The sequence below is a fragment of the Vreelandella songnenensis genome (genome assembly GCF_003002925.1).
GTDB lineage: Bacteria > Pseudomonadota > Gammaproteobacteria > Pseudomonadales > Halomonadaceae > Vreelandella > Vreelandella songnenensis.
The window spans coordinates 76,455-91,323 of record NZ_PVTK01000007.1; the positions used below are offsets into that span (position 1 = coordinate 76,455).

At 59.2% G+C, this 14,869-nt stretch carries 14 protein-coding genes; 1 reads left to right on the plus strand and 13 read right to left on the minus strand.

The annotated features are described in order from the left end of the window. Window positions 1-10: 10 nt before the first annotated feature. From B0H98_RS12160 to leuC, 13 genes are all read right to left on the minus strand, one after another. Window positions 11-583, minus strand: a complete 573-nt coding sequence (locus B0H98_RS12160) for a CvpA family protein (RefSeq protein WP_106375335.1) — start codon at window positions 581-583, stop codon at window positions 11-13. Window positions 584-586: 3 nt separating this feature from the next. Further along, on the minus strand, window positions 587-1,264 hold the full coding sequence (locus tag B0H98_RS12165; protein WP_106375336.1) for an SPOR domain-containing protein: 678 nt from the start codon (window positions 1,262-1,264) through the stop codon (window positions 587-589). A 51-nt stretch (window positions 1,265-1,315) separates the two neighbouring features. Further along, on the minus strand, window positions 1,316-2,596 hold the full coding sequence (gene folC / locus B0H98_RS12170) for a bifunctional tetrahydrofolate synthase/dihydrofolate synthase (protein WP_106375337.1): 1,281 nt from the start codon (window positions 2,594-2,596) through the stop codon (window positions 1,316-1,318). Then, window positions 2,589-3,596 carry an acetyl-CoA carboxylase, carboxyltransferase subunit beta gene (accD, locus tag B0H98_RS12175; protein WP_106375338.1) on the minus strand — a complete coding sequence of 336 codons (1,008 nt, stop codon included), beginning with the start codon at window positions 3,594-3,596 and terminating at the stop codon, window positions 2,589-2,591. Before accD ends, folC begins: the two co-directional genes overlap by 8 nt. A gap of 92 nt (window positions 3,597-3,688) precedes the next feature. Further along, entirely contained in the window at window positions 3,689-4,492 is an 804-nt protein-coding gene (gene trpA / locus B0H98_RS12180) for a tryptophan synthase subunit alpha (protein WP_106375339.1), read from the minus strand. 21 nt (window positions 4,493-4,513) lie between these two features. Then, window positions 4,514-5,773 (minus strand): tryptophan synthase subunit beta, encoded by a 1,260-nt coding sequence (gene trpB, locus B0H98_RS12185; protein WP_422822152.1) that lies wholly within the window; start codon window positions 5,771-5,773, stop codon window positions 4,514-4,516. Between the two features lie 78 nt (window positions 5,774-5,851). Then, window positions 5,852-6,493 carry a phosphoribosylanthranilate isomerase gene (locus B0H98_RS12190; protein WP_106375341.1) on the minus strand — a complete coding sequence of 214 codons (642 nt, stop codon included), beginning with the start codon at window positions 6,491-6,493 and terminating at the stop codon, window positions 5,852-5,854. Next, window positions 6,493-7,425, minus strand: coding sequence for a tRNA pseudouridine(38-40) synthase TruA (truA, locus tag B0H98_RS12195; protein WP_106375342.1), 933 nt, complete (start codon window positions 7,423-7,425; stop codon window positions 6,493-6,495). Before truA ends, B0H98_RS12190 begins: the two co-directional genes overlap by 1 nt. Before the next feature lie 28 nt (window positions 7,426-7,453). Beyond that, window positions 7,454-9,091, minus strand: coding sequence for a type IV pilus assembly protein FimV (locus tag B0H98_RS12200; protein WP_167392676.1), 1,638 nt, complete (start codon window positions 9,089-9,091; stop codon window positions 7,454-7,456). A 220-nt stretch (window positions 9,092-9,311) separates the two neighbouring features. Continuing rightward, on the minus strand, window positions 9,312-10,424 hold the full coding sequence (gene asd / locus B0H98_RS12205; RefSeq protein WP_106375344.1) for an aspartate-semialdehyde dehydrogenase: 1,113 nt from the start codon (window positions 10,422-10,424) through the stop codon (window positions 9,312-9,314). Between the two features lie 138 nt (window positions 10,425-10,562). Beyond that, window positions 10,563-11,642, minus strand: coding sequence for a 3-isopropylmalate dehydrogenase (gene leuB / locus B0H98_RS12210; protein WP_106375345.1), 1,080 nt, complete (start codon window positions 11,640-11,642; stop codon window positions 10,563-10,565). 34 nt (window positions 11,643-11,676) lie between these two features. Beyond that, window positions 11,677-12,324, minus strand: a complete 648-nt coding sequence (leuD, locus tag B0H98_RS12215) for a 3-isopropylmalate dehydratase small subunit (RefSeq protein ID WP_106375346.1) — start codon at window positions 12,322-12,324, stop codon at window positions 11,677-11,679. Window positions 12,325-12,327: 3 nt separating this feature from the next. Next, window positions 12,328-13,779 (minus strand): 3-isopropylmalate dehydratase large subunit, encoded by a 1,452-nt coding sequence (leuC, locus tag B0H98_RS12220; RefSeq protein ID WP_106375347.1) that lies wholly within the window; start codon window positions 13,777-13,779, stop codon window positions 12,328-12,330. Between the two features lie 164 nt (window positions 13,780-13,943). On the opposite strand from leuC, the gene B0H98_RS12225 reads away from it, so the two are divergent. After that, the gene (locus B0H98_RS12225; protein WP_106375348.1) at window positions 13,944-14,819 is read left to right on the plus strand and encodes a LysR family transcriptional regulator; all 876 of its coding nucleotides are present in this window, start codon (window positions 13,944-13,946) and stop codon (window positions 14,817-14,819) included. The last annotated feature ends 50 nt before the right edge of the window (window positions 14,820-14,869 follow it).

The window sequence follows — 14,869 nt, forward strand, 5'->3', positions numbered from 1 at the left end:
CAGTTGAATACTACTGGCTATTCGCTGGCGGGGGTGTGAACCCTTCGCGGGTTCGAAGCTCCGGCAGGGATATATCGCGCAGTGACGCAGGCGCTTCGGGCAACTCGCGCTCCCACTGGTCAAGCTGACTGACCGCCCAGTCACGCAATTCGATGAAGGTCGGGCGCAGCGTTGCCTGCTGCCACGCCTGAAGCTCGGCAAGCGGCGTCAGGGTGATCAGCACCGTGGCCACCAGCAGAATCACTGCCCCGCGCGCAAGTCCGAATGCAGCGCCCGCAAAGCGGTTTAAAAGCCCCATGCCCACCCATACCACAGCGGCGTGCACCAGGCGAATGACGATGCCGCAGAGCAGGATCACGGCAAAAATCACCAGGGCAAAGGCCAGCACCAGGCGGGCATCGAAGCTTTCGATAAAGCCGCTCATCAGCTCGGCCACCGGCTCGGCAAGCACCCGAGCCACCATCAGCGCGACCACCCAAGCCCCCAGGCCTAGCGCTTCTCGGACAAAACCACGCACAAACCCTGACAGCATTGAAAGCGCCAACACGGCCAGAAAGACAGCATCTATCCACGTCAATGCCATCGTTTAATCTCTAACCCGTACTAATAGACCTTGAACATTGGCTCGCTGCTTGATCAAGGCCATGGCGGCCTCCCCATCTTCAGACGATGCGTAGGGCCCTACCAGTACCGTGGTCAGGTTGTTATCACGCTGACGCTTGAAGACACTGAACCCTTCGCCGGTAAGCTGGCTACCCAGGCGCTCGGCGTTGGCGGCATCGCCAAAGCTTCCCACCTGAACCGCCCACTCGCCCTGCTGCGTCGAGGATGGAGCCGAGGCCGCTGAAGAAGAGCTGCTGCTCTGGCTGCTGCCTTGTGTAGTGCTATTGGAAGCCACCAGATCAGCAATGGGATCGTTTTGAGGTGCGGATCCGCTTGATGAGGAGCTCGGCTCCTGGGTCGTCGCCGTTTCACTCGGCGGGTCGATCCGATCGGTCTGCGGCAGTGCAGGAGAAGCATCGATTGGCGCGTTGACCGCATCACTTGTGGAGACACCGTTCGATGAAGGCGTATTGATGGTTGAGGGCATTTCCGGTATTGCCACGTCACGCCGCGCTGTATCAATAGGCTGTTCGATGATGAACGTCGGCTGAGGCCGCTCTTCGCGAGGTGCCGGATCACTCATCAACCAAGGTACAAAGATCGCCAGTAGGGCAAGCAGGATCACGATACCGCTGATGCGTTCTGTTCTACCGTATTTCATATATCATCTCCCTCAAGCGAACTTGTGCCTTACGCGCGGTACCTGATAAAGCTACTCGGCCTGTGGCAAGGGCCGAGCCAGCAGAGCAGCAACGGTCAGAAAGGACCCGAGTGCCAACACACGATCCTGGGGGGTCAACTGGGATGCCAGGATATCCGCACCACCTTGCGGTGAGTCTGCACAGCCGTAGACGTGCCCACCCTGGGCCTTGATACGCTCGGCAAGCTCGCTTGCCTCCCGCCCCCGCTCACCCTCCAGCGTGACACATACCCAATCCGTAATAAGCGGGGCAAGTGCTGCAATGACGCCATCGGCATCTTTATCATCAAGCATGCCAATCAGCGCCCACTGCCGGCCACCTTCAGGTGGCGCGGGAAGCCGATGTGCCAGGTAGGCGGCGGCATGCGGGTTGTGCCCGACATCCAGGCACCATTGCCCCTGCCACTGCATTCTGCCCGGCAGTTTCACCTGTGCCAGGGCGTTTTGGGTGACGCTGGATTTCAGCACAAGGCCGCTCATGGCGAGCGCCTGAAGCGCCGTTGCCGCATTATCTATCGGCAGACCAGGATCAGGAAGCGCATCGAGCGAAATAGTGTCGCCTTCTGCGGTCAGCCCATGCCAGCACCAGGGCCGACCGGCGGCCAACCCTGCGCTATGGCTGAATGCAAGCCCCAAGCGATACACCGGAGCCGCCATGCCAATGGCGGTTTCCGCCACGCTGCCGGGCAGCGTCTGGCTACCTAGTATCGCGGGTTTTAATGGACGAAAGATACCGGCTTTCTCGAATCCGATCTGAGAGATATCGGTGCCCAGAAAGCTCGCATGATCCTGTGCAATGGTGGTTACCACAGCGACATCGGCATCGATGATATTGACCGCGTCAAGGCGCCCGCCCAGGCCAATCTCCAGCACGGCAAGATCGAGTTCTGTCTGGGCCAGACACCATAGGGCACACAGGGTGCCGGCCTCGAAGTAGGTAAGGCTGACTTCGGGCGCTTGCAGGCGAGCCTGCTCGACACGTTCAAAACCATCAACGAGAGGCTGATCGTCGATCTCCTGCCCGGCAATCCTTACCCGCTCGTTATAGCGCAGCAGATGCGGCGATGAATAAGCTCCTACGCGCAGCCCGTGCGCCAGGGCGACCGCTTCTGCCATGGCAACGGTAGAACCCTTGCCGTTGGTACCTGCAACAACCACGACCCGCTTGGCAATGGGGCTTTCAAGAAGCCCCATACGCTCAGCCACTTCCGAGACGCGCTCGAGACCCATATCGATCCCGACCGGGTGCAGGGTTTCCAGATGCTGAAGCCATTCGGCAAGAGATTTAGCCATTGCGGTGGGCTTCATCGCTCTTGTCGATCGTCTCGTGACCGGCGTCGTTGCGAAGGCCATCGGCGTCAGCAGCAATATGAGCTTCGTCCACCATCGGCTCGGCCACTTCACCAGTAGCGTTCAGCTCTTCGGCGTAAGCCAGCGCTTCCTGATGGGTCAGCTTGCGCAGCACGCCGCCTATCCGGGTGCGCATTTCGTGACGATGCACGATCATGTCTACTGTGCCGTGCTCCAGCAGAAATTCGCTGCGCTGGAAGCCTTCGGGTAGCGTTTCGCGCACGGTCTGCTCGATGACCCGCGGTCCGGCAAAGCCGATCAGCGCATTGGGCTCGGCGATATTCAGATCACCCAACATGGCCAGCGAAGCAGATACCCCACCAAATACGGGATCCGTCAGCACGGAAATATACGGCACACCCGCCTGCTTGAGTTTCTCAAGAGCAGCCGACGTCTTGGCCATCTGCATCAATGAGAACAGCGCTTCCTGCATCCGAGCACCGCCAGACGCGGCAAAGCAGACCAGCGGAATGCCTTCATCGAGCGCGATAGTCGCTGCGCGAACGAATTTTTCGCCAACCACCGCGCCCATGGAGCCACCCATGAAGGTGAACTCGAAGGCAACGGCGACCACCGGCAGGCCATCCAGTTCGCCACGCATGGCAATCAGGGCGTCTTTTTCACCGGTATCCTTCTGCGCGGCGGTCAGGCGATCCTTGTACTTCTTGGAGTCACGGAACTTCAGACGATCAACGGGCTCAAGCTCCGCTGCGATCTCTTCACGCCCGTTTTTATCCAGGAACCAGTCCAAGCGTTTGCGTGCGGTCAGGCGCAAGTGGTGGTCACATTTAGGACACACGCTGTTGTGCTTCTCTAACTCCGGAAGATAGAGAACGGCTTCACACTTGGGACATTTACGCCAGAGGCCGTCGGGCACGCTAGCGCGACGGTCTTTACGCTGGATACGCCCCATGGAGGGCACTATCTTGTCTAACCAGCTCATATCAAAAAGGCTTCCGTTTACGTCAATGCCTGCTAACGCCAGGCTTGATGAGTGTCGTCAATCAAATGCAGTCTAGACGATGAGAGGCAGCTTCAGGCGTCCATTGCAGTACGCATTTCTGCAAGCACGCTTTTTAGCTGTCCCGCGATAATTTCGGGTGTTTCGGCGTTCTCGGCAATACGGTTAACCAGCGCGCTGCCTACAATCACCCCATCGGCCACTTTAGCTACTTCCGCCGCCGTCACACCGTCGCGGATACCGAAACCGACACACAGCGGCAAATCGGTCATCTCGCGAAGCGGCGCCAGATGCTCGGCGACATCGGCTGCATTGAGCGTGGCCGCACCGGTGACTCCTTTAAGCGAAACATAATAAAGGTAGCCTTCACCGTGGGCGCATATTGTAGCGGCTCGCGCAGGGGAAGTGGTAGGCGCGACAAGGAAAATCGCCGCTAAATTACGTACTTTTAACAGCGGACCAAACTCATCGGCCTCTTCGGGCGGCATATCCACCACCAGGACGCCATCCACACCTGCCTTGGCGGCCTTGTCGGCAAAGGTTTCATAGCCAATTCGCTCAATCGGGTTCAGGTAACCCATCAACACCACGGGTGTCGTGGTATCGGCCTGACGAAACTCGGCGACCATGTCCAGCAGATCCACCAATCGCGTTCCCTGCTTGAGCGCGCGCTCGCAGGCTTTCTGAATCACCGGGCCATCCGCCATGGGATCTGAAAATGGCACGCCAAGCTCGATGATATCGGCGCCCGCCTCAACGAGCGCATGCATGAAGCCCACGGTGTACTGAGGTGCCGGATCCCCTGCAGTAATGTAAGGGATCAGAGCCTTGCGACCCTGCTGCTTAAGTTCACTGAAACGCTGATCAATACGGTTCATGTCTGTCCTTGAAAGCTGCCCTTAGAATTCGATACCGTCAATCTTGGCGACCGTCATGATGTCCTTGTCGCCACGCCCGGAAAGGTTGACCACGATATGTTGGTCAGGGCGCATGGTAGGCGCCAGCACCTTGGCATGCGCCAGGGCGTGGGCGGACTCGAGGGCGGGCATGATGCCTTCCATCTGGGTCAGCTCGCGAAACGCTTCCAGCACCTCTTTATCGTTCGCAGCCACGTACTTCACCCGTCCCACGTCTTTCCAGTGCGAGTGCTCGGGACCCACGCCCGGGTAGTCGAGGCCTGCGGATATCGAGTGGGTATCGGACACCTGCCCGGCTTCATCGGACATCAAATAGGTGCGATTGCCGTGGAGTACACCGCGCGGCGCGTTGGAAGCCAGCGGCGCGGCATGGCGGCCAGTCTCGACGCCGTCGCCACCGGCTTCAACGCCATACATCGCCACCGCGTCATCCTCGACAAACGGATAAAACAGGCCGATGGCGTTGGAACCACCGCCCACACAGGCAATGAGCGCATCAGGCAGGCGACCAATCTGTTCAAGCGACTGGCGCCGCGCCTCGCGCCCTACAACTGCGTTGAAGTCACGTACCAGCTGCGGATAGGGGTGCGGGCCAGCCACCGTACCGATGATATAGAAGGTGTTATCGACGTTGGTCACCCAGTCGCGCAACGCTTCGTTCATGGCATCTTTCAAGGTCCGGGTACCCGACTCGACCGGGATGACCCGCGCGCCAAGCAGGCGCATACGATACACGTTGAGCTTCTGACGCTGCACGTCTTCCGCCCCCATGTAGACATCGCACTCAAGGCCCAGGCGCGCCGCAACGGTTGCCGTGGCAACCCCATGCTGGCCGGCGCCGGTTTCGGCAATCACGCGTGGCTTGCCGGTCTTCTTGGCAAGAAGCGCCTGGCCAATCGTATTGTTGACCTTGTGCGCGCCGGTATGGTTGAGGTCTTCGCGCTTCAACCAGATCTGCGCGCCGCCCAGGGCGTTGGACCAGCGCTCGGCGTGATAAAGCGGGGATGGGCGGCCGACATAATGCGCCAGGTCGCGATCAAACTCCGCCTGAAAAGCCGGATCATCGCGCAGGCTCAAATAGATCTTTTCGAGGTCCTCGAGCGCGTAGCTCAGGGTCTCCGACACGAACCGGCCGCCATAAGGCCCAAAATGACCGCGGGCATCAGGCATGCGGGTCAGGTCGCTGAACCGGGTTTCAGGCCTATTTTCAGGTGTACCAGTTGCTGAGACAGTCACAGAGATACCTCACAGATTGCCAGCGCAGGCAAATGTTGAAAAAAACCAGAGTGCGCAGTGGAAAAGATTCACTGCGCGGCGTGCTTAGCGAGCGTCGGCTAACGCTAATTGATTGACGAACATGGCCATCTTTTCGGCGTCCTTGCTGCCAGGCGTGGATTCGATCCCACCTGAAACATCAACGGCATAGGGCGTTACCTGGACCACGGCAGCCGCAATATTGTCTGGCGTGAGCCCTCCGGCGAGAATAACAGGTTTTGCAAGATCCGCGGGAATTCTCGACCAATCAAAGACTTCCCCGGTGCCGCCCGGCGTTCCAGGCCGGTAGGCATCCAGCAGTAGCGCCTGAGCACGGGCGTACTGCGCTGCCGCCTGATGCAGGTCAATACCGTCACGCATGCGCAGCGCCTTTATCCAAGGGCGGTCAAATTGGGTACAAAACGCCGCTGATTCATCGCCATGAAACTGAATCACATCCAGATACGGCAGGCACGCCTTGATAAGCTCGGCAGGCTGATCGACGAACAGCCCAACCCGGGTAACAAAAGCAGGCACGGATTCGGTGAGCGCTGCCAGTTGATCTGGGGTAATGCCACGCTTGCTCGCCGGCCACATGACAAAGCCAAGCGCATCGGCTCCCAGCGAAACCGCTCGCGCAATATCATCGGCACGGGTAAAGCCACAAAACTTGATCCGCGTTCGCTGAGGTCTGGCGCTGTGTGTCATTAACTCTCCTTGGCGGGGTGCGGCGTTTTCTTGGCGAATGTCAGGTTACGCCGTGCCGCTACCCGAGGGCTATCAGGAAGTACACGCTCGCCGGTCCACTCGCCGGTAAACGCGAGCAGGTTGGGGCCCAACGCCTCTTTCGGCAAGTCAAAGCGCTCGTCATAGAGCGAATCGACAAAGTGCAGGCCACATGCCGGTGCCGTCACGTCACCCTTCTTACGATTCCTGAGCGCCAGCAATCGTTCAATATAACCTTCATCCTGGGCACCACGCCCTACACTGACCAAGGCACCGGCTATATTGCGAATCATGTGGTGCAAGAACGCATTGCCCTGGATATCGATCACCACCAGCAGCCCGAAACGCTTGACCTCGACAAAGTGCATCTGTCGCCAGGGCGTTTTTGATTGGCAACCAGCGGCGCGGAAGCTTGAAAAGTCATGCTCGCCGACCAACGCCTGCGCTGCGCGGTGCATGGCGTCGGCATCCAGCGGGTCACGACACCAGGTGACGTTGGTGCGTTCAAGCACCGGGCGACTGATCTGGTTGAGCAGCAGGTAGCGGTAGCGCCTGCCAAGCGCGCCAAGGCGCGAATGGAAATCGTCGGATACCGGCTTGACCCAACGCACTGCTACATCACGGGGCAGATTGGTATTGGCACCAAAAATCCACGCTTTCTCGGTCCGCTCGGCAGGTGGGTCAAAATGAATGATCTGGCGCGTGGCATGAACACCGGAGTCGGTACGCCCGCTGGCATGAATCTGAACCGGCGCGTTCGCCACTTTGGCCAAGGCATCCTCTATTGCCCCCTGAACAGAAGCAGCATGCTTCAAGCGCTGAAAGCCACAAAAGCGCGAGCCGTCGTATTCGATGCCCATCGCCAGGCGGCCTTTCAGCGGATTTTTTTCATCAAAGTGGTAGAACAGGGTCATCAAGCCACGTCATCAAGAGTTTGAAAGGTTAGCTATTATCCCGGCCTCGGGGCTTGAATGCTACCTCTTCGACCTCCCGGCGGGGCAATGCCTGCTCGCTATCAGAAGGTACGGAAGGTGCAAAAACGGTGGGGGTTGCGCGGCCTTGCACACGTGTAAGGTCGCTATAGCGCTGCCCTGTCAGTCCAGCCGCCTGACTTCTCGAGTAATCACTGCTCTGACTCAACGCCTGCTCTTCTTCCAGCAAAGCGGCCTCATGGGCGTGCGAACCTGCACCCGCAGGGTGATCTAGTCCATCGCTCTTCTCATCTCCTGGACTCTTCGAGTTCGAGTATACATTTGCGCCTGCTGACGAAGATAACGGTATATTTTGAGGTGCTGGCGGATTCGGCTCGTTATAGGAGGACATTGTGGTGGTAAAAAGTCCAGGGCCCGGTTGTGATGCGCCCCGCCACTGATCGTCAGTTTCACGCCGCTTGCGAAGCCATATCAAGCCTACCAGCAACAAGCACAGCGCCAGACTGATCAGCGGCCACTGATAGCGCTCCAGCCCGGTCAAAAGATCGTGGGCGGGCTCCTGATGCTGACCATGCAAACCTGCATCAGTGGGCCCGGCGCTGGCAGCCGCGACTGGGCCAGGCAAAGCTGGCTGAGGTTCATCGATGCGCTGTCTTAACGCATCAACGCTTTCGCGCAGCTCTCCAAGCGCCAGGCGCAGCTGCTCACGCTCCGCCTCGGCATGCTGCAAGCGAGCCTGGCTCTCTTCAAGGCGAGCGGTAAGCTCGGCGATAGCGTCAGACGTTGCGGGAGTATCCGCCATGGCGGGTGTATTCAGCGGGGCGCTTACCGCCAACGGCATATCCCCCGCTTCATCGACCTCGCTCGCCTGTGTCAGCAGTGGCTCCACGGCCGATGAAGCGCGCGGGTATTGCCCCGTTCTCACCATGACTTGCACCGCATCAGCGGCATCTGTTCGCGAGCGCGCCAGCGCCTGTTCAGCACCGGGCACGTTCAGCGCCTGCCCCGCCTGCAGGCGGTTAATGTCACCGCGCGGGAAAATGACCGGATTTGCCTGTACCAGCGCGAGCATCATTTGCTGGACGCTGGCCTCGGCAGGCTTGCTGCGCTCGGCAATGCTCCAGAGCGTATCGCCCGCACGTACAAGCGCTTTATCTGCGCTGGTCTCGGGTGACTCCACGCTCGCCGGAGTGGCATGGCGTTCCCATGCGGCACTTTGCGAGTGCTCGTTCTGCCCGTAGCCGGGTGGATCCAGCAGCAGCGTAACAGGATGAGTCAAGCGTCCTTCGGGATACTCGATGTTCAGCAGCAGGTCGATCCAGGACGATGTTATGGGCTGCGCCGAATGGATAGCTATATATCGGCTACCCTGCGTCTGTTTGAGTTCGACGTCTACGCCCTCGGTCCCAGGCATCCATTCAAGCCCCTGCTCCTCGAACGCACTTTTCTCTGCCAGCGAAACATGAATCTCGCTAAGCGGATAGATGTCGGCATCGTGCAACGCTATCGTCGCATTCAAAGGCGCTCGCAAGGTGGAGGCAACCGAAGCAGGCGCCAGCTCAAGCGCACAGGCCGGGAAGCTCGCGGCAGAAAGTGCCAGCCCAGCGGCCACTGTAAACGCCGCCGGTGGCAATAATGGTTTAAACACGTTTGGGTAAGCCCCCTGCTCTTCAGCGCGTCTCACGGCCTTCATTCACGCCAAGTATAATTAACATACATAAAACATAAATACCCGCACCCGCTCATGACGCAGCCTGAAGCTTGATCCTGTTTGGCCCCGTTTTGCTGGTCCAGCACTTGCAAAAAAACGGGGAGCTTCAAAGCTCCCCGTCATGCTTGGTTCTCAGGTCTAACGACCCGAGCGCAGCTTACTGCTCACGCAGGATTTTCAGCATACGCTTGAGCGGCTCCGCCGCGCCCCACAAGAGCTGGTCGCCAACGCTGAAGGCCGAGAGGTATTCACCGCCCATATTGAGCTTACGCAGGCGGCCTACCGGAATATTCAAGGTGCCGGTGGCAGCAGCAGGCGTCAAACCGGCAACCGTGGCCTCTTTATCGTTGGGGATCAGCTTGACCCACTCGTTATGACTGGCGATACGATCCTCGATCTCATCAAGCGGCACATCCTGCTTCAGCTTGATGGTAAAGGCTTGGCTATGCGAGCGCATGGCGCCAATGCGAACGCAAAGGCCGTCGATGGGCACCGGGTGGTCGCCACGACCCAGGATCTTGTTGGTTTCAACGAAGCCTTTCCACTCTTCGCGGCTCTGGCCGTTGTCCAGCTTGGTATCGATCCAGGGCAGCAGGCTGCCAGCCAGCGGGGCACCGAAGTTATCAACCAGGAAATCGTCTCCGCGCATGGCGGCGGTCACCTTGCGGTCAATTTCCAGAATGGCGCTGGAAGGATCAGCCAGCTCGCCGCTTACACTATCGCGCAGCTGGCCCATCTGATTGAGCAGTTCGCGCATGTGCTTGGCACCCGAGCCGGACGCCGCCTGGTAGGTCATGGAGGTCATCCACTCGACCATATCGGCCTCGAACAGACCACCCAGGCCCATCAACATCAGGCTGACGGTGCAGTTGCCGCCCACAAAGGTTTTTGCGCCCTTGGCCAACTGCGCATCGATCACCTTGCGGTTGACCGGATCAAGCACGATGGTGGCATCATCTTCCATGCGCAGCGTACTGGCCGCATCGATCCAGTAGCCCTGCCAGCCGTTCTTGCGCAGATCGGCATACACCTGCTTGGTGTAATCACCGCCCTGGCAGGTAATGATGACGTCCAGCGCCTTGAGCTCTTCAAGGGCAAACGCATCCTTTAGCGGAGGTACGTCCACGCCGATGTCGGGGCCAGGTTGACCCACCTGGGAGGTGGTAAAAAACACCGGCTCGATGCCGCTGAAATCACCATCTTCCTGCATGCGCTGCATCAGCACAGAGCCAACCATGCCACGCCATCCCACGAAACCGACTTTCAACATGTGAAGTCCTCCTGAAAAGAATGAGACCATTATTATACACAAACGCGATACAAAGATCAGACACGACGTCGGCCACCATTACGGTGGCCGCGTCATGACGCCTTTCGGCACTAACGTTTTCGCAGGTGTGAACTTGCGCTACTGCTGTGCAAACGCCGCCAGCACGGCATCGCCCATTTCCACGGTAGACACGCACCGAGTACCTTCAGAGGCGATATCGGCAGTGCGCAGGCCATCATCCAGCACGGCGCCCACGGCGGCCTCAATACGCTCGGCCATGGCCGTCTCGTTCAACGAGTAGCGCAGCATCATGGCTACCGAAAGCATCATCGCCAGCGGGTTGGCAATATTCTGCCCGGCAATGTCCGGTGCGCTGCCGTGGCAGGGCTCGTACATGCCCTGGCCGCTTTCATTGAGCGAGGCTGAGGGCAGCATGCCGATGGAGCCGGTAAGCATGGCGGCGGCATCCGAAAGAATATCGCCAAACATGTTGCCGGTCACGACGACATCAAACTGCTTCGGCGCACGCACCAGCTGCATGGCGGCGTTATCCACGTACATGTGCGAAAGCTCGACATCCGGGTACTCCGGCGCCAGCCGCTCCATTACTTCGCGCCACAGAATGGTCACTTCCAGCACGTTGGCCTTGTCCACCGAACAGAGCTTGCCGCCGCGCTTTTGAGCCATTTCAAACGCCACGCGGCCGATACGCTCGATTTCGCTTTCCGAATAGATGTAGGTATTGAAGCCAACGCGTTCGCCATTGCGCTCCTCGATACCCCGTGGCTGGCCGAAGTAGATGCCGCCGGTCAGCTCGCGCACGATCATGATATCCAGTCCAGCCACCAGTTCGGGCTTGAGGCTCGAGGCGCTCGCCAACTGCGGGTAAAGCATGGCCGGGCGCAGGTTGCCAAACAGCCCCAGATTCTTGCGCAGGCCCAGGAGGCCCTTTTCAGGGCGCTTGGAAAGATCTTCGATCTTGTCCCACTTCGGCCCGCCTACAGCCCCCAGCAAAATGGCGCTGGCCGCCTTGGCCTTTTCAAGCGTCTCAGCGGGCAGTGGCTCACCGTGAACGTCGTAAGCAGAGCCGCCGACCAGCGCCTCCTCGACGTCGATATCCAGACCCGCTTCCTGGCAGGCTTTCAGCAAACGTGCCGCCTGGGCGGCGATTTCAGGGCCAATACCATCGCCCGGCAGCAGTAATACCTTGTGCGTCATGCTTTTTCCTTAACTATAAACGGTGCTACAAGCTTCATGCGGGCTGGCGGAAAAGCCAGGGGCGGGCTTGCTTGTGCTTCTGCTCGAAGGCGCGAATGGCGTCTTCGTCCTGTAGCGTGATGCCGATATCGTCCAGGCCATTGAGCAGGCAGTGCTTGCGAAAGGCATCTACCTCGAATGCCAGCGCTTTGCCATCGGGCGTTATCACGCGCTGGTTCTCAAGGTCGATCTCAAGCCGGTAGCCTTCGCTGGCTTCAACGCCGGCAAACAGCTGGTCCACGTCCTCTTCGCTCAGGGTAATCAGCAAAATGCCGTTCTTGAACGCATTGTTGTAGAAGATATCCGCAAAGCTTGGGGCGATGACCACTCTGAAGCCAAAATCTTCAAGTGCCCAAGGGGCGTGCTCACGAGAGCTGCCGCAGCCGAAGTTACGCCGTGCCAGCAGCACCTCGGCGCCCTTGTAGCGCGGCTGATTCAAGACAAAATCCGGGTTCAGCGGGCGGTTGGAGCAGTCCTGCCCCGGCTGGCCCTCGTCCAGGTAGCGCAGCTCGTCAAACAGGTTGACGCCGAAGCCGGTGCGCTTGATCGATTTCAGAAACTGCTTCGGGATGATCAAATCGGTATCGACGTTGGCGCGATCAAGCGGCGCCACCACGCCATCAAAATGGGTAAACTTTTTCATGGTTCAGGCCTCCTGGGCGTGGGTAGCGTCGTTGGCGGGCAGGCTGCGAACGTCGACGAAGTGGCCGGCAATCGCTGCCGCCGCGGCCATGGCCGGGCTGACCAGGTGCGTGCGCCCGCCGTAACCCTGGCGACCTTCAAAGTTGCGGTTGGAAGTCGACGCGCAGTGTTCACCGGCACCCAGCTTGTCGGCGTTCATGGCCAGGCACATGGAGCAGCCCGGCTCGCGCCACTCGAAACCGGCTTCGATAAAGATCTTGTCCAGCCCTTCCGCTTCCGCCTGACGCTTCACAAGGCCAGAACCCGGCACCACCATGGCAAGCTTGATGGAGTCTGCCACCTTGTTGCCCCGGGCCACCTTGGCCGCTTCACGCAGGTCTTCAATGCGTGAGTTGGTACACGAGCCGATGAACACCTTATCGAGCTTGATGTCGGTAATCTTCTGGTTGGCCTGCAGGCCCATGTACTCAAGCGCCCGGGTATGGCTGCGCTGTACGGTTTCATCCCGCGCGGCCTTGGGGTCCGGCACCTGCCCTGAAATACCCGTGACCATATCAGGGCTCGTTCCCCAGCTTACCTGGGGTTCGATCTCTTCGGCTTTGAGCGTGACCACTTTATCGAACGCGGCATCATGATCGGATACAAGCGCACGCCAGTCGGCAACGGCGGCTTCCCACTGCTCGGCGGTGGGCGCAAAGGGACGCTTGGCAAGATACTCGATGGTGGTATCGTCCACGGCAATCAGGCCCACCCGGGCGCCCGCCTCAATGGCCATGTTGCACACGGTCATGCGGCCTTCCATGGAGAGCGATGCAATGGCGCTGCCGGCAAACTCGATAGCGTACCCCGTACCGCCGGCGGTACCAATCTCGCCGATAATCGCCAGTACCACGTCCTTGGCGGTTACCCCCAGGCCGAGCTTGCCTTCCACCCGCACCTGCATGTTCTTCATCTTCTGGGCCAGCAGACACTGGGTGGCCAGCACGTGCTCCACTTCCGAGGTACCGATGCCGTGAGCCAACGCACCAAATGCGCCATGCGTTGCGGTATGGGAATCACCACACACCACGGTCATGCCCGGCAGCGTCGCGCCCTGCTCGGGCCCGACCACGTGCACGATGCCCTGGCGCGGGTCGTTGATCTTGAACTCTTCGATACCGTACTCGACGCAGTTGTCATCCAGGGTCTGCACCTGAATCAGCGACACCGGGTCCTTGATACCGATGTTGCCTTCGGCGCGCTCCTTCAAGGTGGTCGGCACGTTGTGATCCGGCGTGGCCAGGTTGGCATCCAGGCGCCAGGGCTTGCGCTTGGCAAGTCGCAGGCCCTCAAACGCTTGTGGCGATGTCACTTCATGAAGCAGCTGGCGGTCGATATAGATCAGCGCGGTACCATCATCGCGCTGTTTCACCAAGTGTTGATTCCAGAGTTTATCGTAGAGGGTTTGACCTGACATATGGCTCTCCCGGGCAGCGCCCTGCTAGTTTTTTGCGCCGACGTCTTTGCGTCAGTGATGGTAGGAGTGTTACGCGTGTCGTTCATAAAAGCAATTCATGTTATTTATAGATGTAATTCCATATTGGAATAGCAGCAATCCCACTACCCCACTGCCGGAATCTTATGGATACACAAAGCCTCCAAGCCTTCCTGGCCGTTGCCGAAACCCAAAGCTTCTCCCGTGCCGCCGAGCAGCTCTACCTGACCCAGCCTGCGGTCAGCAAACGCATTGCCGCGCTTGAATCTCAGGTGAACACGCGCCTGTTTGATCGCATCGGCCGACGCATATCGCTTACCGAAGCAGGCCGCCTGCTGCTGCCCCAGGCCAAGCGCATACTCATGGCGGTGGAAGATAGCCGCCGAGCGCTTGCCAATCTTTCCGGGCAGGTGGGCGGGCGGCTGACCCTGGCCACCAGCCACCATATTGGCCTGCACCGACTGCCGCCGATTCTCAAGCGCTACACCCAGCGCCATCCGGAAGTTGAGCTGGATCTTCACTTTCTGGACTCAGAGTTCGCCTATCAGGGCGTGCAGGACGGTACGCTGGAAATGGCGCTGGTGACGCTGGCCCCCCACCCTATCGAACAGCTTCATGTAGTGAAGCTGTGGCATGATCGGCTATGTTTCGTATGCGCGCCGGACCACCCCTTGGCCCATGCATCATCGTTGACGCTCGAGGCACTGTGCCAATACAAGTGCGTACTCCCCGGCGCCATGACGTTTACCCGCACGCTGATTGAAGCGCGCTTTACCCAGGCAGGCCTTGCGTTGCCGGTCAGCATGGCCACCAACTACCTGGAAACCCTGAAAATGATGTGCAGCGTCGGGCTCGGCTGGAGCTTGCTGCCTGAAGGCATGGTGGATAATGAGCTGGTGGAACTCAGCGTCGATACTGCGCCGATTCATCGTCCATTGGGTTATCTGGTGCATACCAACCGAACGCTTTCCAACGCCGCCCAAACCATGATTGACGCTCTGGAAAACACCCGGGAGATATAAAATACGCGTCAGTTTGAGGCCGACTAATACTCCAAGTCTTACTTTTTATA